This is a genomic window from Paraburkholderia solitsugae, from assembly GCF_013177695.1.
Classification (GTDB): Bacteria; Pseudomonadota; Gammaproteobacteria; order Burkholderiales; family Burkholderiaceae; genus Paraburkholderia; species Paraburkholderia solitsugae.
In genome coordinates this window covers 54737-81621 of the sequence record NZ_WOEY01000053.1, presented here as the reverse complement: position 1 = coordinate 81621, position 26885 = coordinate 54737, and the positions used below count along the sequence as shown (strand labels likewise).

Sequence of the window (26885 nt, the reverse complement as noted above, 5' to 3'; positions counted from 1 at the left end):
TTTCAACCAGGAGTATGTCATGAGCGAATCCATCGCTGCCTACCGCAAGATCGCGGAGAACCGCTTTCGCGAGGTCTCCGGCCTTTACTACGAAGACTTCGAGATCGGAAACACCTACGAGCATCGCCCGGGCCGGACGATCACGGACGTCGACAACATCTGGATGACCCTGCTCACCATGAACACGCAGCAAGTGCACTTCGATCAGGCCTACGCGAGTCACACCGAGTGGAAGAAGATGCTGGTGGACAGCACCTTCACGCTCGCGCTGCTGACGGGCATGAGCGTTCGCACCGTGAGCGCCAAGGTGGTGGCCAATCTCGGCTGGAACAACGTGCGCGCGACGCATCCGGTCTTTGCGGGCGACACGCTTTATGCGGAATCGACGGTGCTGGAAAAGCGCGAATCGAAAAGCCGTCCCACGCAAGGCATCGTGACGGTTCTCACGCGCGGCATCAATCAGGACGGGAAGCTGGTGATGTCGTTCGAGCGCACGATGCTGATCTACCGGCGCGGACATTCGCCGGAAGCGGAAGCCAACTACTAAGGAGCATGGCTATGAATAACGAATCCGTCTATTCCTCAAAATTTCGTACACCTGAGGAAGCAGTATCGTCGATTGCAAGCGGTTCGACTGTGGCGCTGGGCATGGCGATGTCCCAGCCGCCTTCGCTGCTGGCTGCGCTGGCGGCGCGAGCGAGCGCGGGCGATGTCGATGCGCTGAAGGTCTATTACTTCCACGCCGAATCGTTTCTCAGCAAGACGCTGCTGCAATACGAACTGATGGGGCGCATCCAGCCGCACTGCATGTTCCTCGGCGAGCCTGAGCGCAAGCTGATCCGCCAGGGCGCCGAAGACGGCGACCGCAAGGTCGTATTCTTCGTGCCGAACACCTTCAGCCAGTCGCCGCGTCTTTTCAGCGACCATATACCGGTCGATACGATGCTGGTGATGGTGTCGCCCATGGATAGCAACGGCTATTTCACGTTCGGTACCAACAACGATTACACGAGCGCCGTTGCGCGCTCCGCTCGCCGGCTTGTGGTCGAGGTCAATCCGAACATGCCGCGCGTGTTCGGCGATTCGCTGCTGCACATTTCCGAGGTCGACGCCATTGTCGAATCGGATCATCCGCTGCCGCAACTGCTGCCGAAGCCGGCGAGCGAAAAGGATCATGTGGTCGCGGATCTGATCTCAAACCTCATTCCCGACGGCGCCTGCCTGCAGATGGGTATTGGCGCGCTGCCCAATGCCGTGTGCGGCGCGCTGTATGGCCACCGCGACCTGGGCGTGCATACCGAACTGCTGACGCCTGGGCTCGTGGACCTGATCCGGCGCGGCGTGGTGACGAACCGCAACAAGGCCGTGAATCGCGGCAAGTCGGTCTTTACCTTCGCCATGGGCGATCAGGCGATGTACGACTTCATGAACGACAACCCCTCCATCGAGAGCTACCCGGTGGACTACGTGAACAATCCGGCGGTCATCTCGCAGAACCCGAAGATGATCTCGGTGAATTCGACTGTGGAGATGGACCTGACCGGCGCCTGCAATTCCGAGCATGTGAACGGGCATCAGTACAGCGCGACAGGCGGCCAGCTCGACTTCGTTCGCGGTGCCTACGGGTCGGCAGGCGGCAAGTCGATCATCGCGTTCCATTCCACGGCGAAGGGCGGCGCGCTTTCGAAGATCGTGCCGAAGCTCTCGGGGCCGGTGACCACGCCGCGCACGGACACGCACATCGTCGTGACCGAGTACGGCGTCGCGAATCTCAAGGGGTTGTCGTCGACGGAGCGGGCACGGGCGCTGATCGGGCTCGCGCACCCCGATTTCCGCGCGACGCTCGCGGACGAGGCCAAAGCCCTTCATCTGATCTAATCACAGGAGCACGATCATGACAGGACAAACCATTGCCGATTACCTCACGAACGCGCTTGCTGCCGCGGGTGTCGAGCGTATCTGGGGTGTGACGGGCGACAGCCTCAACGGACTATCGGACAGCTTGCGGAGGCTCGGCAAGATCGAGTGGGCCCATACGCGCCACGAAGAGTCGGCAGCCTTTGCCGCGGGCGCCGAGGCGGCGCTGACCGGGAAGCTCGCCGTGTGTGCGGGAAGCTGCGGACCGGGCAATCTGCACCTCATCAACGGGCTGTTCGATTGCCAGCGCAACCACGTGCCCGTGCTGGCCATCGCCGCGCATATTCCTACCTCCGAAATCGGGCTTGGCTACTTTCAGGAGACGCATCCACAGGAACTCTTTCGCGAATGCAGTCACTTCGTCGAACTGGTGACCAATCCGCAGCAGTTTCCGCGCGTGCTAGACCGTGCCATCCGCACGGCGCTGGAATCGCGCGGCGTGGCGGTCATCGTGCTCCCGGGCGACGTTGCGCTCGAAAGCGCGCCTGACGACAAGCCCGGCGTGCTCTCGTTGGACGCTTCGGTAACGATTCCCGAAGCGGGTCAGCTCGACAGGCTGGCGCAACTGCTCAATCGCTCCGAGGCTGTCACGCTGCTGTGCGGCAGCGGCTGCGAGGGCGCGCACGACGAAGTGGTGGCACTGGCCGACGCCCTGGGCGCGCCGATCGTTCACGCCTTGCGCGGCAAGGAACATGTGGAGTGGGACAATCCGTTCGATGTGGGCATGACCGGGTTGATCGGCTTCAGTTCCGGCTATCACGCGATGAAGGCGTGCGATACGCTCGTGATGCTTGGCACTGACTTCCCGTACCGGAACTTCTATCCCTCCGAAGCGAAGGTTGTCCAGATCGACCGCAACGGCGCCGCGCTCGGCCGCCGCGTGCCCCTCGAGCTGGGGCTCGTGGGTGACGTCAAGGCCACGGTGGCCGCGCTCCAGGGCCGCCTCGAGCGCAAGCCAGACCGGCGCTTCCTCGAAGCGGCGCGCAAGCACTATGCCGAAGCGCGGGCCGGTCTCGATGCATTCGCGAGGCCGTCGCCGCCGGGCAGCCCGATCCACCCGCAATATCTCACGAAGCTCGTAAGCGATCTGGCGGAAGAGGATGCGGTCTTTAGCGTCGACGTCGGCACGCCGACCCTGTGGGCCGCGCGCTATCTGCGCATGAACGGCAAGCGCAGGCTGCTGGGGTCCTTCAACCATGGTTCGATGGCGAATGCCTTGCCGCAGGCGCTGGGCGCCCAGGCGGCTGCACGGGATCGTCAGGTGGTAGCCCTTTGCGGCGATGGCGGCCTTTCGATGCTGATGGGCGATCTGCTCACGGCACGCCAGGAGGCGTTTCCGTTGACGGTCGTCGTGTTCAACAACAGCTCGCTTGGCTTCGTGTCGATGGAAATGAAGGCCGGCGGCTATCTCGACGACGATACGCAGCTCGCTTCGACCGACTACGCCGCGATCGCGCGTGGCGCGGGCATCGAGGCGATACGCGTGGAGGACTCGGAAGAGCTGGAAGGCGCACTCGCGCATGCACTTTCGCGGCCATGGCCGGTGCTGGTCGACGTTGTGGTTGCAAAGCACGAAATTGCCTTGCCGCCCAAGATCGAGTGGGCGCATGCGAGGGGCTTCAGCCTGTATATGCTGCGGGCCGTGCTCAATGCGAAGGGCAATGAAGTCGTGGAGCTGGCCACAACCTGGCTGTGCTAATCGTCCCCTCGGTCCGGGAAATAGTCGCGGCGGCACCCTGCAGAGGGGGCCAGCCGGACAAGACCGTCTCCCGCGCTGCCTTTGTATATGGCGCTTCGCAACGAAGCTGTTGAGATTCGCTAATTTTTCTACTGGGTGCGCCAATTCCGCTAACAGAGCCTGTGCCAGGAGATGTAAAGGCCGATGCCAACATTGGGGCGCTGGCCAGGATGAGACCCGTCTTCCAGCAGGAGAGCGATCAGGTCGCCAATCTGGCCATGACACCGCACACCGAATGAACAATGTGTAGAAATCCAAATTAAATCTAGAAGACGTGCGACCCGGCAACTGCTAGCGTCAAACCTAGGAGGGTGTCAGGTATGCCCTGATCGGAGATTGTCTCGAGTCGAATGGCTTGTTTAGAACGTGTCTTAGAGGCCAGCGCTCTTCGGCCAAAGATGTCTTGCAACGGTTAGTCGGACATATAACACCGCGAGTCCACGGAGACTTCGATCGCTATGGCTGCGGCGACTATGCTTGCTGAGCGCGGGTAGTGTCAGGCGCTGGCGCTGCTGCGTACCAGTTGCCCCATCCGCAGTAGGGCGCCCAAGAGGAGCCCTACTGCGAACCATAACGCCACATCGTGCATCAGTCTGGTTGCGAGCCCCCCGAACACAGCACCGGCGAAGAAGCTGAATCCTGCCGCTCCAAGCAGCGACGCGTCGTGAAGAGCCGACTTGTCGTATCTTGGGATCAGTCCTTCGAGCAATTTCTTCGCTGCGCGGCGAAGGTTTCCGGTTGTCATCACAGACGTGTACGTGAGATTCTCGATGTGCGTGAAGGACAAGGTCTGCAGCGTAGCGACGAATGTGATACCCGGGATTAGCCAAAACTCTGAGCGTCCACACACACCGCTAGCCGCTACAGCCAGAAAAAGAATTTCAAGCAAAAGGCAGACAAGTGCGGGGCGCGGAAGCGAGTTCGCGACGGCGTCGAGGCGCAGCAGGTGAACCATAAATACCGCGAATACAAAGGCGACAAGCGGGGGAATGTGCAGCCGCGCCTGGGTCCAGTCACCAGCTGCTATCTGGATGCCGAGGAGTGCCACGTTTCCCGTCATCGTGTTCGCGAATACACCGCCGTGGCCAACGTACGTATACGCGTCGAGAAAGCCTCCGGACAGCGTCAAGAGTACGGCGACGCCGCGGTTTCTACTTGCCGCATCGAGATCCATCGTGTTCGCTCCTGCGCAAGGTACCTCGGCGCATCTTACCAGCCAGAAATAGGGGAAGGCGGACGAGGCGGCTCGCAGTGAAATCAGGGGGACACTCACATCGAGACTCCCCCGTTTAGACTTTCGCGAAGTAACGATGCTCGGATTTGCTGTTCGATATGCCGTCTATTTCGGTTATATCGAACACGAAATCGGTGAAGTTCCGCACGTTGGCAATGCTGCCAACAGGGCAGGTCAAAGACCGGCTGCGTAGGCCCGCAGACCCTGTGGCTCCGTAAGGTTCCGTAAGTGGCCCATCACCTTTGCGGCGAGCTTAAAGAGGTCATGTCCCGAGATTTGATGCCGCTCGGCGAGCTCGAAGACGGTGTCGTGTTCGGCCTTATGTGAAGCTTTCCATAAGGCCGACCTTGCGACGTTTGTACAGCACTGCAACAGGTGGGGACGCATCGCCGGTAAAGGAACGGCAAAGATCGGACCTACTTGGGGAAACTGGACGCCAGTGGAGAATCGTCATTGGTCAAGACGACAAGCAGGCGAACAACGCTTAACACTCGAGGTCAGTTGTGGTTGGCGTGTCCAACGACACGGTAGAGCGCGAGGGCGATCGGCGTGGCGTGATGTTGCCGGAATTTGTCAATTGCGCCGCTAGCCAGTTGTGTGTGTAGAACGGGAAAATGTGTCATTGATACACGCACGAGGAGCTTGATATGTCCGCCGTTTCAGCCGTTCCGTCTGCAGACAGTGCTGCAGCGCTCGCTCACTTCGGTACTTTGCTTTCGTTCGAAACCGATTGCGCTGACGTACACGCTGCACTTGCAAGCGACGGCGCGATTCCCCTCGATTTTGTACTGCTCGACGTGCGTAGCTCCGCACTTTACGCGCGCGGCCATTTGCCTAGGGCCGTGAACCTCCCGCACGGCAAGATTGTGGCGTCTAAGCTCGCTGAGTATCCGCCTGGTACGCTCTTCGTCACTTACTGCGCGGGTCCTCACTGCAACGGCGCAACGCGCGCCGCAATGAAACTTGCCCAGCTTGGCCGCCAGGTCAAGGTAATGATTGGCGGCATCACGGGTTGGATCGACGAGGGTTTCCAGCTAGCTGTTGGCAACGAGTAGCGATTCCTAAACGATTCGCGAGGCGAGCAGGTTTGAACCTTCCGAATAGCATGTCGTGACGCGGTATCGTGTATCTGCGTTTAAGCAACTTGCTAGTAGCAAAGGCCGTGTCTCTGTCTAGTCGACTTTTGAGCGGCAGGTGGGCATCATAGTGTCACGCGGCTCGAACTGGGGAGGGAGAAGAACAGTGTAGAGACTTGGCAAATGTCGGCAAAGACATCCGATGGCAAACCTGAGATTGAGTGGAGGACAATCCGGGGTTGGTGCCAAAGCATACATTTTCATTTCATTTTTTTGAGTTTATTGTTAGCCGCCAGCAGATTGTTTCCCAGTCTTTTGCATTTTTTCTCTCTTCTATTGTGCAGGGACAGCTATAGCCGTCATTGTCGCGACGCGGCACGCGTCGGGTAAGTGGCGTAATCGTCAATCTCCGGTAACATCACGCCATGCACAATCATCTTGTCGTTGCACTGGCTTACGACCGGCTCTGTACGTTCGAATTCGGCTGCGTGACCGAGCTGTTCGCGCTCGAACGTCCCGAGCTCGGCGTGGACTGGTATCGCTTCGCCGTATGCGCGAGCGAACCCGGTCCGATTCGCGCAGCCGGCGGCATCACCGTCGCCGCGCCGTATACGCTCAGGCTGCTGGATCGGGCTGACACGATCGTCATCCCTGGCTGGCGCGATGCCGGCGAATTGCCGCCCGAGCCGCTGCTGAAAAAGATTCGCGCCGCCTACCAGCGCGGCACGCGCCTCTGTTCGATCTGCTCCGGCGTTTTCGTGTTGGCCGCCGCGGGGGTGCTCGACGGCAAGAGCGTCACGACGCATTGGCGCTACGCCGACACATTGCAGCAGCGTTATCCGCAATTGCGCGTGCAGCCGGATGCGCTCTATGTGGACGAAGGACAGATCATCACCTCGGCGGGATCGGCGGCAGGGCTGGACATGCTGCTGCATCTGGTGCGGCGCGATCACGGCAGCGCGATAGCCAACCGGGTCGCGCAGCGGCTCGTGGTGCCACCGCATCGCGAGGGCGGTCAGGCGCAGTTCGTGCCGCGGCCGATGCCGCAAGGCGAAGGCGGGCGTCTGGCGAAACTGATGGACTGGGTGCGCCGCCATCCCGCGTTGCCGCACACCTTGCGCTCGCTGGCCGAACGGGCGGCGATGAGTCCGCGTACGCTGCAGCGGCAGTTTCACGACGCCACCGGCATGGCGCCCTACGAATGGCTGGTGCGCGAACGCGTGGCGATCGCGCGGGAACTGCTTGAAGCGCCGACCCCGTTGCCGATGGCGCGCGTGGCGGCGCTGGCGGGCTTCGGTTCCGAAGAATCGCTGCGACGGCACTTCCGGCGTATCGCATTGACGAGCCCAGGCGCGTATCGTAAGAAGTTCGGGGTGCAGGCCGAGGTGCGGACGATCGGGTAGAGGCGCGTCGCTTTTCGTCTTGCCGTGCTCGCATGCGTGGACCGTTTCAAACGAACGCTTGCCGATGTGCAAAATCACAGCGCGGCTCGTGCATGACAAGCGGTTTAATGCGTGCCGCATGACGTGTCGAATGTGTTTGATGCAAACCTCGATGCCTGCTCGAAAGTCACGGAGCACCGCGTGCCGGGCGTTGCGGCTGGATCGCACGATCGGCCGCTCGCTTTGGCGGCCTGCAAGGGTTCGCGCAAGCGCGGATTTTCTGTCAGCATCACGGCCAGCGTCCGTGGCAACTCACGTCAAACGTGCGGCGCATACGGCTACTTGAAGCGCGTCGTCGAAACGCGTCATTGCCACCGTGCTCTCTTTCTTATGAACGTCAAAACCGCCGTCACTGCTGCTGCCGTTGTCGTCACTACTGCTATTGCGGCGTTCATGCCCGCGCTCGTCGCGGCGCAAACGGAAGCTGCCGATTCGCGTGCCGATCTCTATCGCCGCAACCTGCTGGCGGGCAAAGACGTGCCGTGCCGCACGAACGCGTCATGCGCGGCATTGGGCGTCGCCGCGCTGGAAGCCGGGCGCATCAAGGAAGCGCAAACGCTGGTCGCGATGGAGGCCGCGCTCGCCGAGGCCACCGCCATGCAGGCGGACGAGCAGAACTCGCCGAAAGCAACCAGTTCAGCGCGGGCCCGCGTGGCGATGGCGCTGGTCCATCAGGGCGACGTGCAAGTGAAGCTGGGTGCGTTGCCGGATGCGCGCGCGTACTACCGAACTGCGGTGAGCCGTGGCAACGACTATCCCAACGACGCGCTGCTCGGCCGCGCCGTGGCGGCCGCGCGTCAGCGTCTCGAAGCGATTGACGGCAAGGCGGTGGTGGCCGGTGTGCCGCCGAACGGTGCGCACTTTGCCAGCTATATGTTCTTCGGCGCCTGGAACAGTATCGAAGTGAAGCCGGTGAAAGGGCGTCACGGCGTCTACCGGATCGATGGCGACTTTATGTATCCGACCGTTGGCGCCGACGGTCAGCCGAGCGCGAACATGGGCAGCCTGTCGGCGTACGTGCGCTTTTACGACGGCGTGGCGCGCGTGCCGATGACCGAAGACGGCGGTGATGCGCCGCTCGACGCCACCGCCAGGATCACCAACCTCGCGCCTTATGACAAACCGGCGGACAAACGCGCGGACAGATGCCTGATCGAGTTCAAACTCTCCGCACCGGAGACGCTCGACGTACAGACGCATGGCTCACCGACGGAATGCGGTTTCGGCTTCAACGTCAGTGCGGACGGACGTTACTACCTGATGACAGGCTCCTGACGGTCGGCCTGCCACAGGCCGCGCGCCTGTTCACCGCTCACCCGCATGCTTCCCGACCCGCGCTGTCTCTCTTATGATGCAGTGGCTGTGCACGTTTAACCGCCGTCCAAAACGTTCCCGCTAACAAAACCCTGATAAGAACAACGCTCGCCCATGCAAAACCTCCTCGACTATCCGGCACTCGTCTTCATCATCTGCTTTGTTGTGATGTGGCTGTCGGCGCGCATCGGCGCGTCGCTGCTGCGGCGCTTCAGAAAGATCGACGAGGATGCACGCGACGACTTCAGCGTGATTCAGGCCGCCACGCTGACGCTGCTCGCGCTGATCATCGGTTTCACTTTTTCGATGGCGGTAGGCCGCTACGATCAGCGCAAGAACTACGAGGAAGAAGAGGCGAATGCGATTGGCACGGAATACGTCCGCGCCGATCTGTTGCCCGCCGCCGATGCGGCGACCGTACGCAGCTTGCTCAAAACCTATCTGGATCAACGCGTGCTGTTCTACACGACGCGCGACGCCGACGAGCTCGCCGAGGTCAACGCCGAGACATCGCGGCTGCAGAACGCAATGTGGTCTGCGGTGAAGAATGCCGTTGCCGCGCAGCCCACGCCGGTGGCCGCGCTCGCTGTTTCCGGAATGAACGACGTGCTCAATACGCAGGGTTACACTCAGGCGGCGTGGTGGAATCGCATCCCCTTCGCGGCATGGGCGCTGATGGTGCTGATCGGGATGTGCGCCAACCTGCTGGTCGGCTACGGCGCGCGCGGTTTGAAAGCGGGAGCCGGATTGTTACTTATCGTTCCGCTGATCGTGTCGCTCTCGTTCATGCTGGTCGCCGATATCGACAGCCCGCGCGGCGGCGTGATTCGCGTGAAGCCGCTCAATATCCATGCGCTCGCGGATTCCATCCGTTCGCACTGAACCCGCATTGAACCTGTATGGAACCCGCATTGCATCAGCATTGAACCGAATGAAGGAGAAACACGTGTCCGATATCGCACAGACCATCGCCAGCTTCAACGCCGGCCGCGATCCTGAACGGCTCGCGATGAAATACAAGCTCATGCGCAGCTCGCCGTTCGTGTTTCTGCGTGGCACCTGTCATCTGTTTTACGCAGGTCTGCCGCGCGACAAGGTGCTCGACGATGCGCCGCCGGTGTGGATTTGCGGCGATATGCATTTGGAAAATTTCGGCAGCTACCGGGGCGACAACCATCTCATCTATTTCGACAACAACGATTTCGACGAAGCCTGCCTCGCGCCGAGTCTTTACGAACTGGTGCGGCTTCTCACGAGCGTGCTGGTCGGTGCGAGCGATCTCAAACTGAGCCGCGCGGAGGCACTCGCGCTCTGCCATACCGCGGTCGATGCTTATAGCGCGGCGCTCGCCTATGGCAAATCGCGCTGGATCGAAGCGGAGACGTCGACCGGCATGGTGCGCGATCTGTTCGACGCACTGGCGAGCCGCACGCGCGCCGCGTATCTCGACCGGCGCACCACGCTCAAGGGCAAGACCCGCGTGCTCAAAGTGGACGGCAAAAAAGCGCTGGCGGTCAGTGACAAGGCGCGCGCCGCAGTCACCGCGTTCATGGATCAGTTCGCCGCTGGTCAACCCGATCCGGACTTCTATCGCGTCATCGACGTGGCGCGGCGGATTGCCGGCACCGGCAGCCTGGGTGTGGACCGCTATGCGATTCTCGTCGAAGGCAAAGGCTCGCCGGACGGCAACTATCTGCTCGATCTGAAAGAGGCGCTGCCTTCTTCGGTGACGCCGCATGTCCGTACACCGCAGCCGAAGTGGCAGAACGAGGCGCAGCGGGTGGTCGAAATTCAGCGGCGCAATCAGGCGGTTTCGCAGGCGTTCCTGCATGCAATCGAATTCAATCAGCGCTCGTATGTGCTGCGTAGCCTGCAGCCATCAGAAGACCGTGTGGCGTTGAGCGATTGGGACGGCAAGCTGCCGCGGCTCGAAGCAGTGATCAACAGCATGGCCGAACTGAGCGCGTGGGGGCAACTGCGCAGCGGCGGCCGGCAGAAGTCGTCGATTGCGGACGAGCTGATCGCGTTCGGCAATCGCAAGGATTGGCAATTGCCGTTGATCGATCTTGCGACGCAATGCGAGGCGCAGGTGGGGGCTGATTGGAAGGCGTATTGCGAGGCGTATGATCGCGGGGCGTTTGATCTGCCTGCGCGTAAGTCTTAACGGTTTGTCGCGCTGGGCACTTAACGCGGTGCTCAGCGCCTTGTATCGCTCTTTTGGGGCGGCTGCCGCCGCACCCCGTCTTTTTCCTTCTAGCTGTCTCAGTTCGGACCCTCGGTCTCCGTCCATCTTCATGCAGGTATATCTCGCGTCCAACGGAACAGTGTGTAGCTGGTTCACGTCTGACATTCTGGTTTTCTTACTGCGACGCGTTGATGGCTGACGGGCTCCTGCGTAATTTCATACGGATTACGTAGGAAGTCTGAAAGAATCGTGTACGGGAATTCTAGAAATTGTAATTTTAGGAATTATTGGATAGTGGGGATGGAATGCTCCTTATAAGGTGCTTGTGATTAAGCCAAGTAAAACCAATAAGGATGACTATGAAAAATAATAGATTTGCCGAGGCAGTGGGCATGGCGGCTCGCCTGCTGGCCGCATTCATGCTGCTCATAGTCGCGTTTGGCGCCAACGCGGCTGATTACATGCAATGTATGCAGGCATATCAGAAGTCTTTCGGGACGCCCGGGACCCCGACCTGCGCTATCCAGGTGGCAGGCACGACACCTATGTCGAGGGGCGCAGACGATCCGTACAGCAGCATTGATTACCGAAACTGTCCTAATGTTTCAGACTGGATAAAGGACTATTGTGGTGGCGCACCGGCCGCCCCTTCGCCAGAAGGTTCCTGCCTTGCGGCGGACCCAATATTGCCGGCAGAGGGCATCGTCACGCTTTTCGAATCTGACTTTGCGAGCGGCGATGCACTCCCACTAGTCTTTGGGCGCACGTATCTTTCGAGGCCTTATGACACCTCGCAGACAGCGATGGGCCGCAACTGGGTCAATAACTGGCAGCGAAGGATTGATCTGACGGCGGTTAATGCGAGCGCGCCGCAAATCGTTGCTTATCGAGGTAACCAACAGCCTCTAACGTTCAAGTGGAACGGCAAGGTGTGGGCCATGCTTGGAAATCGCGGGCTCTCCCTGACGAAAGCTGGCGACGGATACTACTACCTGAAAGACGAACTGATCGGTACGACGGAAGCCTACACGAGCACCACCGGCAATATTTTTTCCGAGACAACCCGTACGGGTATGCTCCGCAAGTTTATGTTTAACTCCAGACAGCGGATGGTGCAGATCAACCAGTGGCCGGTCGATCAAACAGGATCGAACGGATTCAAGATCGATCTTGAGTATGACGATAGCAATCGCATCGTTGGTATGGTAAATCCTTTGGGTAAAGTCACACGATATGCGTACGACGTGAAGGGGAATCTTGCTTCGGTCACCTATCCAGACGGCTTCATGCGTCAATATTTGTACGAGGATGCCCGCTTCCCCAACGCGTTGACAGGAGTAAAGGACGAATCCGGATCGAGAATAGCGACATGGACTTACGATGCCAAAGCACGCGTGATATCTGTTGCCCATCCCGACACGACGCGTAATACATCATTTAGCTATGACTCCGGCAAGACGACACTCAGCGACATGTACGGCACGAGCACGTACAGTTTTAGTTTTGCAGACGCCTGGCGCCCAGGTTCAATTGGCACACCGGAAGGAACGATATCGCGCAGGTGGGATATAGCAGGGAATCTGACGCAGAGAACGACTCCCGAAGGAGAGACGGAGTACACGTGGGACAGCGCCAACCGGCCAACGAAGGCGATTGCGACAGTCGCCGGAAAAAAGATGGTAATAACGATTGAGTATAACGATGCCAGTTCGTTGCTTCCGCATCTGGTCGCTACAGCGGGCAAGATCCGCGCCTTCGTTTATGACTCGCGCGGCAACGTCATGGGTTACGCAGAGCGGGAAACGACTGACCTGACCGGCGAACAGGGGCTGCAGGCGGTCGGCACGGGCAGCCAACTGACAGTCGGCGCTCGCTACGATGACGCGGGGCGTCTTCTGTCGGCCGAGATCGCCCAGAATGGCACGAAGATTGAAGGCTGGTCCTATACGTACGATGCAAGAGGCAACATCGCGATGACGCGGGACGCCGTGTCGGGTTGGTCGCTGCAAACGCTCGCTCGCGACGCCGCGAATCGTGCAACAGCTATAGCAGGCAATAGCGGTCAGGCGGACATCACATACGACGAGCGCGGGCGCGTATCTGTTTTTCAGTACGACGAGAAGGCCGGTGTGGTCAACGGCGGACTCGCCCGCAAACTCGTGGTCCGATATGGCTATGCTGCGAATGGCAGGGTGTCGACGCATACGGCGACAGTGGCAACGAATGGCGGTATTCCGCAGCCGATCCGCGATGCTGAACTGGGTGTGTGGCTCGCCAACTGGGAGTTGGGTGATGATCCGGTTTCGCCACGCGCTAACCTCACAGGTCTCCAGTCTGACGCCGACGTTTTGGTTTCAGGAATCTGCGTTGAATGCTATATGGCGTGGAAAGCCAAATTAACGGGAAAGCTCTTTGATAGTGAGCTGAGCGATAGGCTTCCGAGGTGGGGTGAGACGACGGAGTTGATGGTGAGCGATCAGTTGCAGTGTTCCTTATCCTGTCCTCGTGCCGGACCTGACGGACACTGCGAAGAGATCAATGCTTTACAGCAGTTTCTTCGGAGTTGGAAGTGGTGTTGGGGGAATGGTTAAGTGCGGTGGTGGTGGGCGATGGTGAGGCCGAACTTGATTGCGCTGGGCCAGCCTGACATCAAGCAATACATGACCGTCACGCAAATCAATGCTTTCGCAATGTCAAAGCCGATGCCGTTGTTCCCTCCGGTCACAACTGCGACTTTCCAGTCAGATCAAACATTGAGATTTCGTAAGAGGATGGATATTCGGGAAATCGTACATGAGGAAAGCGGGTTGAATTCGCTACGGTCGGATGATTCAAGCGCGATATTTTTGCACGGACGCCATGCAAATTTGTCCGCTTTGGCGGCGTGTATGCAGGCGTACGAATCGATTCCGCGATGGACAACCCTCGGTGTTTGATGACCTCCATCAGGGAAGGTCTGTATAAGTCCTGCAGATACGTCGACCTGCACTTCAAGCTTCAACATGCCTGTTAGGCATGTCCCCATGCGCGGCGCATCGCGGCGCCGCGCATGCCAGCAAGCTCTCCAGACAAACCCTGATTGCTGCGGTGAATCGCGCACTGCTATCGTTCGCTGGCAGGTGTGGAAGCGCTTCCACTTTAACTTTCTGGCGCCTTCCAGACAGCATCCACATCGCGTTCCGCCGTACCCGGTTCAACGACCTCAGCGCAGGAGAATCCGTGGCAAACGACGCATCCGCTGTATCCGACGCAATATCCCGCAACCTCGGCGCACTCACCGACCCCTTCACCCCGCCCGCGGACTCTACGCTATGGCGCAAGAACTTCCTGCTTGGCGCCGCCACAGCTTCGTATCAGATTGAAGGCGCGGTGGATGAAGACGGCCGCCTGCCGTCGATCTGGGACACATTCTCGGCAACGCCCGGCAAGGTGCTGGCCGGCGACACCGGCGCCGTTGCCTGCGATCACTATCATCGCTGGGAAGCGGACGTCGAGATGCTGGCCTCGCTCGGCCTCGAAGGTTATCGGCTCTCGATCGCATGGCCACGCGTCATGGACGCGGCAGGCCTGCCCAATCGCAAAGGGCTCGATTTCTACAAGCGGCTCCTGAACCGCCTGAAAGAGAAAGGCATCACGACCTCCGTGACGGTCTATCACTGGGACTTGCCGCAGCATCTGGAAGATCGCGGTGGCTGGCTCAATCGCGACACCGCTTACCGTTTCGCCGACTACGCCGACCTGATGAGTCGCGAACTGGCCGGCACGGTCGACGCATGGGCGACGCTCAACGAGCCGTGGTGCTCGGCGTATCTCGGCTACGGCAACGGCCACCACGCGCCGGGCCTCGCCGATGGACGCTTTGCGACGCAGGCGATGCATCATCTGCTGCTCGCGCACGGCCTCGCGATGCCGGTATTGCGCGCCAACGATCCGACTTCGCAGAAAGGTATCGTCGCCAACATCGGCCGCGGCACGGCCAATAGCGACAGCGCTGCGGATCAGCGTGCGGCGCATCTGTTCGAAGTCCAGCACAACGCATGGATTCTCGATCCCTTGCTCAAGGGCGCGTATCCGCAGGACCTGTTCGAGTTGTGGCCGGGCACCGAGCCGCTGGTGCTCGACGGCGACATGCAGACCATTTCCGCGCCGCTCGATTTCCTTGGCATCAACTATTATTTCCGCACAAACGTCGCGAGCGACGGCGCGCATGGATTCCGGGACGTGCAGCTCGAAGGCGTCGAGCGCACGCAGATGGGCTGGGAGGTGTATCCCGACGGCTTGCGCGATCTGCTGACCGGTTTCAAGCGCACGTATCACAACCTGCCGCCGATCTACATCACCGAAAACGGCATGGCCTCGGACGATAAGGTGATCGACGGCCACGTCGACGATACGCAGCGCATCTCGTTTCTCAAGCGCCATCTTGCGGCGGTCGATCAGGCGATCAAGGCCGGCGTGGATATTCGCGGCTATTTTCTGTGGTCGCTGATGGATAACTTCGAGTGGGCGTTCGGGTATGAGCGCCGCTTTGGTGTCGTACACATCGACTACAGTACGCAGAAGCGCACAGTCAAACGGAGTGCGGAATTAGTGGCGAAATTTTTGAAGGAGCGTAAAGCACGGGTTTAACGGCAGGTGAAGCTGGTTTGTATGTCGACTTGAAACACAGGCGCAAAGCCTTGTGCAACTATGTTGCATGGGACTGGAGTAAGTGCTGAAGCACTAACTCCAATCGACAGGAGACGGAATGAACAGCAGAAAAATGGCCTTACGAGGCGTGGTTGCGGCACTGGCGTTGGTTGGCGCCGTCGCGCATGCCGCTGAACCCTTGAAGGCCAACGTGATTCACTGGTGGACCTCGGGCGGCGAATCGGCCGCGATCCGCCAGTTCGCCGATGCGTATAACAAGGCAGGTGGCCTGTGGGTCGACAACGCGGTGGCCGGCGCTGATCAGGCGCGCTCCACCGCGATCAACCGGATCGTCGGCGGCGATCCACCCACCGCCGCGCAGTTCAATACGTCCAAACAGTTTCACGACCTGATTGACCAGGGCCTGCTGAACAACGTCGACGACGTTGCCGCGAAAGAAAACTGGAACGGCGTGTTCCCGCAATCGATCATCGACAGCATCCGGGTCAAGGGTCACTACTATGCCGCGCCGGTCGATATTCACATGCCGGCCTGGTTTTTCTACTCGAAGCCGGTGTTCCAGAAGGCCGGCATTGCAGCCGAGCCGAAGAGCTATGACGAATTCCTCGCCGATCTCGGCAAGCTGAAGGCTGTGGGCGTGATCCCGCTCGCGCTTGGTGGTCAGCCGTGGCAGGAAAAGATCACGTTCGACGCGGTCTTCGCCGACGTCGGCGGTCCCGATCTTTATCTGAAGGTGTACCGCGACCGCGACATGAACGCGGTCAAGTCGGATGCGTTCAAGAGGGTGCTCGCGCAGTTCAAGCGCTTGCATGATTTCGTCGATCCGGGCTCGCCTGGCCGCAACTGGAACGATGCCACCGCGCTGGTGATTTCCGGCAAGGCCGGTGTGCAGATCATGGGCGACTGGGCCAAGGGCGAATTCTCGGCGGCCAACCAGATTGCGGGCAAGGATTTCGGCTGCTTCCCGGGTTTCGGTCCGCACTCGCCGTATCTGGTCGCGGGCGACGTATTCGTGTTCCCGAAAACCGACAATGCCAACGCGATCAAGGCGCAGAACCTGCTTGCCACGGTGATGACCTCGCCGGCCGCGCAAGTCGCATTCAGCGCGAAGAAAGGCTCGATTCCGATTCGTCCCGATGTGGACGCCAGCAGTCTCGACATCTGCGCGAAGGAGGGCATTGCGATCATGAAGGACAAGTCGCGTCAGTTGCCGAATCCGGAAATGCTGCTCTCGCCTGACACACAGGGCGCATTGATCGACGTCATCACGAACTTCTGGAACAAGAACCAGTCGGTCGACGATGCGCAGAAGGCGTTTGCCAGTGCGTTGAAGGGCTAGGCGCTCACCATGCACGCGCTCAAGCTGCCAGCCACTGATTCGAGGCATGGCAAAGGGCCGCTGAAAAAGCCGCTAAAGAAGCGTTTGCCGATAGCGGCATGGGTGGCGTTGCTGCCGATGGTCCTGACCGTCGTGTTCGCGTATCTCGGCACGATGGTCTGGACCGCGCGCGTGTCCCTCAGCAACTCGCGCACGTTTCCTTCCGGCGACTTCGCGGGCCTCACGCAATACACGCGGCTTTTCAACAACGATCGTTGGCTGCTGTCGCTGCAAAACATCGTGATCTACGGTGCGTGCTTTATCGTCGCGTGCATGGTGATTGGCTTGCTGCTGGCGATTTTCATCGATCAGCGCGTGGTGGCCGAAGGCGCGTTGCGCACGGTGTTTCTCTATCCGTATGCGATGTCGTTCGTCGCAACGGGTTTGGTCTGGCAGTGGATTCTCAATCCGGAACTGGGCGCGCAGGCCGTATTGCACAAGCTCGGTTTCGTGCATGCGCGTTTCGACTGGATTGTCGATCAGGACTGGGTGATCTACACCATCGTCATCGCGACGGTGTGGCAGGCATCCGGTCTCGTGATGGCGTTGCTGCTGGCCGGCTTGCGCGGTATCGACGACGAACTGTGGAAGGCCGCGTGTATCGACGGCATTCCGCGTTGGCGCGTCTATGCGAGCATTGTTGTGCCGATGCTCGGACCTTCGATGTCCACCGCCTTCGTGCTGCTCTTCGTGATGGTCGTCAAGCTCTACGACGCCGTGGTTGCGATGACGCAAGGCGGGCCCGGCACAGCGAGCGAAGTGCCGGCGAAATTCATCATGGATTACCTGTTCGGCCGCGCGAATATCGGCTTGGCGTCAGCCGCATCGATCGTGCTACTGGCAACGGTGTTGGCGATTCTCGCGCCGTTCTTCTATGCACGCAGCCGCGCTGCGTTGCGCAAGGAGGTGTGATGAACACGCTCAGTCCTCCACTGAAGGGCGGTACGCCGAGCCGTACGCGCCGCCGCCGCCGTGCTTTTACACCCGCACGCCTCGGTGTCTATGCGTTTCTGCTCACCGCCGCGTTGTTCTTCCTGCTGCCGTTGTACGTGATGCTCGTCACATCGGTTAAGCCGATGAGCGAGATCCGCCTCGGCAATCTGCTCGCTTTTCCCACGCATTTCACACTCGACGCATGGAGCGCCGCGTGGCAGTCCGCCTGTACGGGGCTCGATTGCAACGGCATTCAGGTCGGTTTCTGGAATTCAGTGCGTATCGTCGTGCCCAGCACGGTGTTGTCGATCATGGTTGGCGCGGTGAACGGCTATGCGCTGTCGTTCTGGCGGCCGCGCGGGGCCGGGCTGCTGTTTGGCGTATTGCTGATGGGCGCCTTCATTCCCGTGCAGGTGATGGTCTATCCGCTCGTGCACGTGCTCGCGAGCGTGCATCTGTTCAGTTCGCTGCCGGGTATCGTGGTGATTCACACCATCTTCGGCATGCCGGTGATGACGCTGCTGTTTCGCAACTACTACGCGTCGATTCCGCAGGAACTGTTCAACGCGGCTCGTATTGACGGCGGCGGCTTCTGGCGCATCTTTTTGCAACTGATGCTGCCGATGTCCACACCGATCATTGTCGTCGCGGTCATCATGCAGGTGACGGGCATCTGGAACGATTTCATTCTCGGCCTGGTGTTCGCCGGCACGAAGAACCTGCCAATGACGGTGCAATTGAACAACATCATCAACACGACGACCGGCGAGAGGCTCTATAACGTCAATATGGCGGCGACCATTCTGACCTCCATGGTGCCGCTGGCGGTCTACTTCATTTCGGGCCGCTGGTTTGTGCGCGGCATTGCGTCTGGCGCCGTCAAGGGATAGGTCTAGGAATAGGGCATGGCAAACCTGGCTAATGAGGTGGCAAACGCGATGGCAAATGCGGTACCCAATGCGTTGACGGACGCGTCAGACGTGGCGGACCTCGGCAAAGTGGCGGACACGGCGGGGCTTTCGAATCCGGCCAACGTATCGGTGCGTAATCTGACGATCCAGCTCGGCGCGAATACGGTGATCGAGAATCTCGATCTCGACGTGCGAGCGGGCGAGTTCGTCGTGCTGCTCGGTCCATCGGGTTGCGGCAAATCCACCTTGCTGCACAGCATCGCGGGCTTGATCGACGTGACCGACGGCAGCATCGAGATCGCGGGCGTTGACATGACATGGGCCGATCCGAAAGATCGCCGCATTGCACTGGTGTTTCAGTCGTACGCGTTGTATCCGACCATGAGCGTCGAGCGCAATCTGTCGTTCGCGTTGCGCATCAACGGCACGCCGAAGGCGGAAATCGAGCGGCGCGTCACGCGGGCGTCCGACATGCTGCAACTCGGTCCGTTGCTCAAGCGCAAGCCGGCGCAACTCTCGGGCGGGCAACGGCAACGCGTGGCGATCGGCCGAGCGATCGTGCGCGAGGCCGACGTGTTCCTGTTCGACGAGCCGCTGTCGAATCTCGACGCCAAGTTGCGCACCGAATTGCGCCGCGAACTCAAGCAACTGCACCAGCGTCTGGGCGCGACGATGATCTACGTGACCCACGATCAGGTCGAAGCCATGACGCTCGCCACGCGCATGGCGGTGATGCGCGGCGGCGTGATTCAGCAGTTCGGCACACCCGCCGAAGTCTACGCGCGGCCGAACAATCTGTTCGTCGCGACGTTTCTGGGCTCGCCCGCGATGAATCTGCTCAAGGGCACACTTGTGGTGCGCGACGGCTCGCTAAACTTTTGCACAGCGCATTTGCGGCTCGATGTGTCGCACTATCCTTTCAAAAACCTGCCGGCGGATCGTCTACCTTGCGTACTCGGCGTACGGGCCGAAGACGTGCACGTGGGTGAGCGTTCAAGCACAAAAATGAGCGAGCACGCGAACATTTCACTGATCGAGCCGATGGGCAACCACCGTGTCATCTGGCTCGACTATCATGGAGTGCAAATCGCGTCGATTGACCAGACGAAGACGCCGGTGGCGATAGGGGGTGCCGCGGCGTTCTCGTTCGATGGCGCGCATATTTCGCTGTTCGAGGAAGAAGGCGGCGCGCGTCTATAGTGATCGGATGCAGCGTCATGGAGTACAACAGGCTTGACGGAGAACCGCGTGGCAACACTCAAAGATGTCGCGGCATTGGCCGGTGTCGGCATGTCGACTGCCTCACGAGCCATTTCCGGTAAGGGACCCATTTCAGCCGATGCCGCCGCGCGCGTGAAAGCGGCTATCGAAGCGCTGAATTTCCGGCCGTCGTCCATCGGCCGGGCGATGGCGACGCAATCGCTCGGCATGATCGGCATTTTCGTGCCGACCTTCTTCGGCTCCTACTACGGCACGATTCTCAAGCAGACCGACACCGAACTGCGCGCGGTGCGCCGCCACGTGGTGGTGGCGACCGGCTGTGGGGAAGTGTCGCCGCGCGAACAGGCTATCGAGGCGGTGCGCTTTCTGATTGGCCGCGATTGCGACGGCGTGGTGGTGATCAGCCACGATCTGCACGACGAAGATCTGGACATGCTGCATCGCATGCATCCGAAGATGGTGTTTCTGAATCGTGCGTTCGATCAGTTGCCGGAGGCGTCGTTTTGCGCGGATCATCGGCGCGGGGGCGAGCTGGCGGCACGCACGCTGCTCGATCATGGGCATCGGGACATCGCGGTGATTTCTGGGCCATTCAGCGCTTCGGACAATCAGGCCCGGCTCGAAGGGTTCTTTGCCGAATTGTTGCGCGAAGGCATCGCGCGCGAGGACGTCACACTGATCGAATCGGACTTCTCGCCGGAAGGCGGCTACGCGGCCACGCAAAAGCTGCTCGATTCGAAACAGCGCTTTACAGGCCTCTTTTGCGCGAACGACACGATGGCGGTGAGCGCGCTGGCTCGCTTCCATCAGGTGGGCATTGCCGTACCGGACGAAGTCTCCGTGATCGGGTATGACGATGACTATTCGGCCGCCTATGCCGCGCCTGGACTCACCTCGGTGCATATCCCGACGGCGGAGTTGACGCAGAACGCGGTGCGCTGGCTGGTCAATCAGTGCTACCGGACCTCGTGGGAGATCTTTCGCGAGTTTCCGGTGAGTGTGACGATGCGGGAGTCGGTGGGGCCGGCACCGGGCGTGGCGGCTTCGTCGATCAAGGTCAAGACGGTCAGTTACAGCAGCGCATCGTAGCCTCTTCTCGAAGCGGCGCGTGGGTGCACAAGGTCTTGCTTACTGACCGTTTACGCATTGCGCGGGCGGCGCTGCTTATCTCCCACTCAGGTCCCGCTGCGCAGCGACTGTTCGTAGCGCAGACGCGCTTCTTCGTCGAGCCGTGTGTCTTCGAGTTCCTGGAGCACGCCTTCGAGATCGATCGGCGTGGTGTCCAGTTCGACACGGCCGGTCAACTTGGCATCCACGTGCAACGCGCCCGCTTCGTACAGTGACCAGATCTCCTTGCCGTAGCTCGTATCGAGCAGAGCGGGCGCGAAGCGGCCGAAATACGTGGCGAGGTTGTTCACGTCGCGCTCCAGCATGGCCGGCGCTTCCAGATTGCCGGCGGCATCCACGGCTTGCGGCAGGTCGATGATCACCGGGCCGTCTGCAGCGAGCAGGATGTTGTATTCGGACAGGTCGCCGTGAATCATGCCGGCGCACAGCATGCGCACCACCTGGTTGAGCAGCAGCGCGTGCAATTCGAGCGCGCGTGCTTCGGTCATCTCGACGTCGTTCAGACGCGGCGCGACGTTGCCGTCCGCATCAGTCACCAATTCCATCAGCAAGACGCCGTCCGTGCAGATAAAGGGCTGCGGCACGCGCACGCCTGCGTTGGCGAGTTGGAACAGCGCATCGACTTCCGCGTTCTGCCACGCCTGTTCCTGCACTTCGCGGCCATAGCGGCTGCCTTTTTCCATGGCGCGCTGCTGGCGGCTGTTCTTGACCTTGCGACCCTGCTGATAGGACGCGGCCTGGCGGAAACTGCGCTGTTTGGCGTCCTTATAGACCTTCGCGCAGCGCGTGGACTCGCCGCTGCGGACCACGTAGACGGTGGCTTCCTTGCCGCTCATCAACTGCGAGATGACTTCGTCGATCAGGCCTTCTTCGACCAGCGGGAGCAGGCGTTTGGGTGTTTTCATGCGGCCGCCGGAGAGCGGTGGGCGGCTGAACGGCGCTGTGCGGCCGGACGTGAGGGGATAGGGTGCGAAATTCGGATCATGCCGGATTATAAGGGGTGACGGGGAAGCGGCCTGTGTCAGCGGCAGAACAGACGAGTCCAAACTGTCGCGGGTTGTCCAATACTTCAGGCAAAGACGTCTGTTTTGCCTGAAGTATTGGACAAAAGAGGCGACTCATTTCGTGCGAGCACGCTCCTTAAACGCCTTCCTGCCCCACTGGCCTCTTCAACAGCGGCCCAATCGCCTGCTCGATGCAGTGGACGAAATATTCCGCCGGCCGTCTCGCGGATCGCATGCCGCGTCGCTAGACTTTGCTGTACGCGGCGTCGTTAGTGTCGCTGGTGGTGGAGCTGCCGGCGTTTCACGCGATCAAAACCTGGCCGTCGATCTGCACGGTGGTGCTGGTCGTATTCGTGTTGAGCGGCTTGATGACGCTTTCGAGCCCTGCGGGGTTCGTGCTGATTCTCGAAGCGTTCAAACCGGAAGTGCGGGCAACCTCGCTCGGCATCATCTACGCGTTGGGCGTGACGCTTTTCGGCGGCTTTGCGCAGTTGATCGTCAGCGCGTTGTGGCGCATGTCGGGTAGTTTTTACGCGCCGGCGTGGTATGTGCTGGCATGCGGGCTCGCGAGTTTCGCCGGCGTGGTGCTGTTCAAGGAAGCGAAATAGGGCTGTACTTTCATGGTGCGGGCGACGCGGCTCGCGCGGGCGGTCCATCTTGCGTTTGATGGGCCGTTGCGGGATGGGCAAAGCCTGCATCGCCGTAAGTGCGCAGCACCTCCGAGATGATCACCTGATAACCATCGAGCCAGTTTGCCTGCGCCGCTTTCGCTTCCAGATGCGCGGGGTGCTGCATCAACGCTTGCAATGCGTCGAGCGACGCCCAGTAGTACACATTCGACGTCAGTCCAGTCGACGCGTTTTCCCACGCCTCTTCGCCAAGATAGCCGGGAATGGCCTTGGCGGCGGTGGCGATGGTCTCGTCGAGCCGGTAGAAGCGTTCGTCTAATTGCTTGGTCGCGAAGATGAAAGTTGACGTGTACATGGTGTAACCGGTTTGTAGGCAAGCAAAGGTTTGCGCATCATAGCGCGTTGAGTTGCGCGCGCTTTTTTCTCCGCTATTTGCCGCGTTTTCAGGTGCATTTCCACGAGCCGCTTACCGTGCGGCAGTAACGATGTCGTAATACTCCGCAACAGTGTTTTGCGTTTTCCCTCATTCAATTCGCACGGCAATCGCTTAAACTTGGCAGTAACAATTTGTTACGGGGTGCGAGATGTTGGCCGTGTTCATCATCGCCTGTCCGATCTGCATCGCCGCGTTGTTCGGTTTCGCGCGGCATGTGGATCCGCTGACAGGGCAGTTCAAGCGTTAAGCCAAAGTGGGGCGGTTCCAGTGGCGGGGTCGGCGCCATGGCCGGTTTTAACCATTTTCTTTAGCCGATCAAAGCCGCAATCCTTGCCTTTGTGTGCCGAGTCACGGCACGATGCGCGATAACCTTAGTTCGGGGCACTATCGCGCATGCGAGATTTTCTGGCAAATATCACCACACGCCTTGGCGTACTGAAGGGCGTCCTTCCTTTGAGCCGTGCCGCGGCGGCGCGCGATGCGCTGGCCGGCGTGCAACTGGCGTCGATGGATATTCCGCAGGTGCTCGGCTACGCGCGCATCGCCGGCATGCCGGCCGTTACGGGTCTTTACACCGTCTTTCTGCCGCTTATCGCGTTCGCATTCTTTGGCGCATCGCGGCACCTCATCGTAGCGGCCGATTCCGCCACCGCCACCATTTTCGCCAGCCGGCTCTCGACCATGGCGCCGGCATCGAGTGCCGAGTATGCGGCGCTCGCCGGGATGGTCGCCTTGCTCACCGCCGCGCTCCTGTTCATCGCGCGGATCTTCAAGCTCGGTTTTCTCGCTGACTTTCTCTCGCGCACGGTGCTGGTCGGCTTCCTCGCCGGCGTTGGCGTGCAGGTCGGTATTGCCATGCTGGGCGACATGTTCGGCATACCCGGGCATGGCGCGAGCAGCGTCGCTCAACTCGCGCTCGTGGTGCGCGAGTCGGCGCAGATCAATCTGCCGACGCTTGCCATCTCTGTGCTGGTGGTGGTCTCCATTCTGGTTTGCAAGCGCTTTCTGCCACGTGTGCCGGTACCGTTGATCGCGGTGGTGGCGGGTATCGCTGCGAGCGATGTCTACGGCTTCGCGGCGCACGGTATTGCCATACTGGGGCCGGTGGCAGGCGGGCTGCCGCCACTGCGCATGCCCTCGGTCACGTGGGAGCAGATGCTCGAACTGCTGCCGGTCGCCGCCTCGTGTTTCGTCATGATCGTCGCGCAAAGCGCCGCCGCGAGCCGCGTATTCGCCGAGCGTTATCACGAAACCGTCGATACCAATGCCGATCTGCTGGGTATTGCCGCCGCCAACGCCGCGGCGGCGTTTTCCGGCGCCTTCGTGGTGAACGGCAGTCCGACGCAAACCGCCATGGCCGATCGCGCCGGTACGCGCAGCCAGTTCGCGCAGATCGTATTCGCGCTAGTGGTGGTCGTGGTGCTGCTGTTTTTCAGCCGTTTTCTGCAGTACCTGCCGCACTGCATTCTGGCCAGCATCGTGTTTACGATCGCCATCGGCCTGATCAATCTGACGACGTTGTTTTCGATCCGCCGCGAAAGTCCCGGTGAGTTCACGTTGGCCGTGTTTACGGCGGCGGCCGTGGTGCTGATCGGTGTCGAACACGGCATTCTGGTGGCGGTGGCGTTATCGCTGCTGCGGCATGTGCGGCATAGTTACGAGCCGCACACCATGATTCTCGTGCCGGGCGAAGGCGGCATCTGGGTGCCGGTGCCGGCCGCGCCCGGACTCCAGACCGCGCCGGGGTTGATCGTCTATCGCTTCGGCGCCGATCTGTTCTACGCGAACGACCACTTTTTCGTCGACGACGTCCGCAGCCTGATCGATCATGCGCCGAGCGCGGTGCGCTGGTTAGTGATCGACTCCGGCGCGATCACCGACCTCGACTATTCGGCGGCGCGTTCAGTCGGCGAGTTGTGCGAGACGCTAAAACAGAGTGGCGTCGACGTGATCTTTGCGCGTGTGAACCAGTATCTGCGCTCGGATATGGATCGGCATGGAATCACGCCGATCGTCGGCACAAACCGCATTTTCAGCACCTTGCATGAGGCGCTGCTCGTGGCAGGCGTGGAGCAGCCGGGTACGCACAAAGAGGCGTCGTAAGCGAGCGGCTATCAGGAGGCGTTATAAGCGCCTGTTTGGTCAGACGCGGCGGGTCGCTTCAGGTGTCGGGCTCCTCGTCGGCAAAGAAGTAGCCGACGAAAAAGCATGCGCCCGCGAGCAGCGCGCCGAGCACGGCCACCGTATACGCGAGCGCCGTGCCCTGCCAAAGACCGTCGAACCACTGATGAAGCTGCGCCATCAGCACTTCCGCGGTGCCCCCAATACGCTGCAATTCGATCTGATAGCGAGGGTCTGCGATGCCGTACTGGGAGACGGCGCTATCTGGCGCCGGCGCCATTGCATAGATGATCACCGCGGCGACCAGGCTGGCGAGCAGCACGATCGCGCCCGCCAGATAAAGCCGCTTTTGTAATGGCGAGCGCTTTGCTGCCGGATTCAGGTCGTTGCCACCGCTCATCGTGTCCGCGTGTCCGCTCGAGTCATCAGGGTGACAGTATCGCAGAGCGGGCGCGCCCCGAAGACGCGGCTAGCTTTTCGAAGTCAGCAGCTTGATACCGGCAATGCCGAACATGATTGCCAGCGAGCCATCCAGCCAGCGACGGATCACACCGATCACACCGGAAACTCAGCCTGGTCGCACTACTCCAGCCCCCGCCGCCGTACCAATGCAGTCGGCCAGTGCCTCCGCTACCGCCTGACGGCTATGCCGCGGACGCTGAACGAGCCCGATTTCACGATGAAACGTCGCGTCGCCGAGTTCGAGCGCGGCGACATTGGCGGGCCACTTGCCCAGTCCCGCCGTATTCGGAATCAGCGCTACGCCGATGCCGCGCGCGACCAGTTGCGCGATACCCTGTAACTCGTCCAGCTCGATCACGTCGTGCACATTCAGCCGCGCGCGCCGCAGAAAGCGGTCGACCAGCCTGCCGCCGAACGACCCGCGGTCGTAGCGGATGAACGGTTCGCTCACGAGCAGCTCGCGCCAGGACCGCTTGTCCCGCAGAAGCGCCTTGGGCACCAGCAGCACGAACGGCTCGGTGACGAGCGTGCGCCATTCGATTTCTGACGGCAGCGCGAACGGCGGTTTGATGATGACGGCGAGATCGAGCTCGCCTGAGTCCACCTGCCCGAGCAAACCCAGCGACACGCCGGGCACGACGCGAATCCGCCAGCCGGGGCGGTCGTCGCGAAAGCGGGCCAGCGCGTCGGCGAGAAACGACACTTGCGCGGACGCGATCGCACCCACCCGCAGCATGCCGCTTTCGGCCGCGCCCGCGCCGCGTTCCGAGAGCCGTGCGTACAGCGTCATCATTTCTTCGGCGAGCGCGAGCGTGTCGCGGCCGGCGTCGTTGAGCGTGGCGGAGCGGCCCGTGCGGTCGAACAGCGCGAAACCGAGCTCCGTTTCGAGCCGCTGCATCTGCGCGCTCACGGCGGATTGGGTCAGGCCGATGCGCGCGCCCGCGCCGGAAAACGTGCCGTACTGGCTGACGGCGATAAAGGTCTTGAGTTCGCTGAGCATCGTCGATTGATCGATTTTGGTGTTGGTCAGATCAAATATATATCGTTTTTCACCATTTTTAGTCATGGTTAAAATTTGCCTCACGCGTGCGCCTTCATGGACCGCT

General features: G+C 60.6%; 22 protein-coding genes and 1 pseudogene. 17 read left to right on the top strand and 6 right to left on the bottom strand.

The window, feature by feature from the left end; all coding sequences use genetic code 11:
- Positions 1-19 precede the first annotated feature (19 nt).
- From ripB to poxB, 3 genes are read left to right on the top strand one after another with little or no spacing between them, the layout of a single operon-like run.
- Positions 20-547 (top strand): (R)-specific enoyl-CoA hydratase RipB/Ich, encoded by a 528-nt coding sequence (gene ripB, locus GNZ12_RS13155; protein WP_172310735.1) that lies wholly within the window; start codon positions 20-22, stop codon positions 545-547.
- A 5-nt stretch (positions 548-552) separates the two neighbouring features.
- Positions 553-1878 carry an acetyl-CoA hydrolase/transferase family protein gene (locus GNZ12_RS13150; RefSeq protein ID WP_216673200.1) on the top strand — a complete coding sequence of 442 codons (1326 nt, stop codon included), beginning with the start codon at positions 553-555 and terminating at the stop codon, positions 1876-1878.
- Positions 1879-1894: 16 nt separating this feature from the next.
- The gene (poxB, locus tag GNZ12_RS13145) at positions 1895-3616 is read left to right on the top strand and encodes a ubiquinone-dependent pyruvate dehydrogenase (protein ID WP_172310733.1); all 1722 of its coding nucleotides are present in this window, start codon (positions 1895-1897) and stop codon (positions 3614-3616) included.
- 535 nt (positions 3617-4151) lie between these two features.
- Here the strand turns inward: poxB and GNZ12_RS13140 are convergent.
- Entirely contained in the window at positions 4152-4829 is a 678-nt protein-coding gene (locus tag GNZ12_RS13140) for a YoaK family protein (protein ID WP_172310732.1), read from the bottom strand.
- Positions 4830-5536: 707 nt separating this feature from the next.
- On the opposite strand from GNZ12_RS13140, the gene GNZ12_RS13135 reads away from it, so the two are divergent.
- From GNZ12_RS13135 to GNZ12_RS13080, 12 genes are all read left to right on the top strand, one after another.
- The gene (locus GNZ12_RS13135) at positions 5537-5944 is read left to right on the top strand and encodes a rhodanese-like domain-containing protein (protein WP_172310731.1); all 408 of its coding nucleotides are present in this window, start codon (positions 5537-5539) and stop codon (positions 5942-5944) included.
- Between the two features lie 446 nt (positions 5945-6390).
- Positions 6391-7368, top strand: a complete 978-nt coding sequence (ftrA, locus tag GNZ12_RS13130; RefSeq protein ID WP_172310730.1) for a transcriptional regulator FtrA — start codon at positions 6391-6393, stop codon at positions 7366-7368.
- Positions 7369-7737: 369 nt separating this feature from the next.
- On the top strand, positions 7738-8682 hold the full coding sequence (locus GNZ12_RS13125) for a hypothetical protein (RefSeq protein ID WP_172310729.1): 945 nt from the start codon (positions 7738-7740) through the stop codon (positions 8680-8682).
- A gap of 153 nt (positions 8683-8835) precedes the next feature.
- A complete protein-coding gene (locus GNZ12_RS13120; RefSeq protein WP_172310728.1) occupies positions 8836-9603 on the top strand; it encodes a bestrophin-like domain in 768 nt (255 codons plus the stop codon).
- A gap of 64 nt (positions 9604-9667) precedes the next feature.
- On the top strand, positions 9668-10885 hold the full coding sequence (locus GNZ12_RS13115) for a DUF2252 domain-containing protein (protein WP_172310727.1): 1218 nt from the start codon (positions 9668-9670) through the stop codon (positions 10883-10885).
- A gap of 380 nt (positions 10886-11265) precedes the next feature.
- The gene (locus GNZ12_RS13110) at positions 11266-13497 is read left to right on the top strand and encodes a DUF6531 domain-containing protein (RefSeq protein WP_235993713.1); all 2232 of its coding nucleotides are present in this window, start codon (positions 11266-11268) and stop codon (positions 13495-13497) included.
- Between the two features lie 628 nt (positions 13498-14125).
- Positions 14126-15535 (top strand): GH1 family beta-glucosidase, encoded by a 1410-nt coding sequence (locus tag GNZ12_RS13105; RefSeq protein WP_172310726.1) that lies wholly within the window; start codon positions 14126-14128, stop codon positions 15533-15535.
- A 118-nt stretch (positions 15536-15653) separates the two neighbouring features.
- Positions 15654-16895: an ABC transporter substrate-binding protein gene (locus GNZ12_RS13100; protein WP_172310725.1), complete on the top strand. Its 1242-nt coding sequence runs from the start codon at positions 15654-15656 to the stop codon at positions 16893-16895.
- Between the two features lie 9 nt (positions 16896-16904).
- Complete coding sequence (locus GNZ12_RS13095; RefSeq protein WP_172310724.1) at positions 16905-17846, top strand: carbohydrate ABC transporter permease; 942 nt, start codon at positions 16905-16907, stop codon at positions 17844-17846.
- Positions 17846-18757 carry a carbohydrate ABC transporter permease gene (locus tag GNZ12_RS13090; RefSeq protein ID WP_172310723.1) on the top strand — a complete coding sequence of 304 codons (912 nt, stop codon included), beginning with the start codon at positions 17846-17848 and terminating at the stop codon, positions 18755-18757. The genes GNZ12_RS13095 and GNZ12_RS13090 overlap by 1 nt, the downstream gene beginning before the upstream one ends.
- A gap of 15 nt (positions 18758-18772) precedes the next feature.
- Positions 18773-19978, top strand: a complete 1206-nt coding sequence (locus GNZ12_RS13085; protein ID WP_172310722.1) for an ABC transporter ATP-binding protein — start codon at positions 18773-18775, stop codon at positions 19976-19978.
- Between the two features lie 48 nt (positions 19979-20026).
- Positions 20027-21088 (top strand): LacI family DNA-binding transcriptional regulator, encoded by a 1062-nt coding sequence (locus GNZ12_RS13080; protein ID WP_172310721.1) that lies wholly within the window; start codon positions 20027-20029, stop codon positions 21086-21088.
- Positions 21089-21174: 86 nt separating this feature from the next.
- Here GNZ12_RS13080 and GNZ12_RS13075 read toward each other — a convergent pair whose 3' ends face one another.
- Positions 21175-22032 carry a PA4780 family RIO1-like protein kinase gene (locus GNZ12_RS13075; protein WP_172310720.1) on the bottom strand — a complete coding sequence of 286 codons (858 nt, stop codon included), beginning with the start codon at positions 22030-22032 and terminating at the stop codon, positions 21175-21177.
- 371 nt (positions 22033-22403) lie between these two features.
- Between GNZ12_RS13075 and GNZ12_RS13070 the strand changes: the two genes are divergently transcribed.
- Complete coding sequence (locus GNZ12_RS13070; RefSeq protein ID WP_172310719.1) at positions 22404-22739, top strand: MFS transporter; 336 nt, start codon at positions 22404-22406, stop codon at positions 22737-22739.
- Between the two features lie 10 nt (positions 22740-22749).
- Here the strand turns inward: GNZ12_RS13070 and GNZ12_RS13065 are convergent, their stop codons facing one another.
- Positions 22750-23115, bottom strand: a complete 366-nt coding sequence (locus GNZ12_RS13065) for an antibiotic biosynthesis monooxygenase family protein (RefSeq protein WP_172310718.1) — start codon at positions 23113-23115, stop codon at positions 22750-22752.
- 474 nt (positions 23116-23589) lie between these two features.
- Here GNZ12_RS13065 and GNZ12_RS13060 point away from each other — a divergent pair, with 474 nt between their 5' ends.
- Complete coding sequence (locus tag GNZ12_RS13060; RefSeq protein ID WP_172310717.1) at positions 23590-25299, top strand: SulP family inorganic anion transporter; 1710 nt, start codon at positions 23590-23592, stop codon at positions 25297-25299.
- 58 nt (positions 25300-25357) lie between these two features.
- Here GNZ12_RS13060 and GNZ12_RS13055 read toward each other — a convergent pair whose 3' ends face one another.
- The 3 genes and pseudogenes from GNZ12_RS13055 to GNZ12_RS13045 all read right to left on the bottom strand — a co-directional run bounded on the left by GNZ12_RS13055 (position 25358) and on the right by GNZ12_RS13045 (position 26779).
- A complete protein-coding gene (locus GNZ12_RS13055) occupies positions 25358-25717 on the bottom strand; it encodes a hypothetical protein (protein ID WP_172310716.1) in 360 nt (119 codons plus the stop codon).
- A 69-nt stretch (positions 25718-25786) separates the two neighbouring features.
- Positions 25787-25864: pseudogene (locus GNZ12_RS44305) on the bottom strand (LysE family translocator); the annotation flags it as partial.
- A gap of 21 nt (positions 25865-25885) precedes the next feature.
- Positions 25886-26779, bottom strand: a complete 894-nt coding sequence (locus GNZ12_RS13045) for a LysR family transcriptional regulator (RefSeq protein WP_172310770.1) — start codon at positions 26777-26779, stop codon at positions 25886-25888.
- Between the last annotated feature and the right edge of the window lie 106 nt (positions 26780-26885).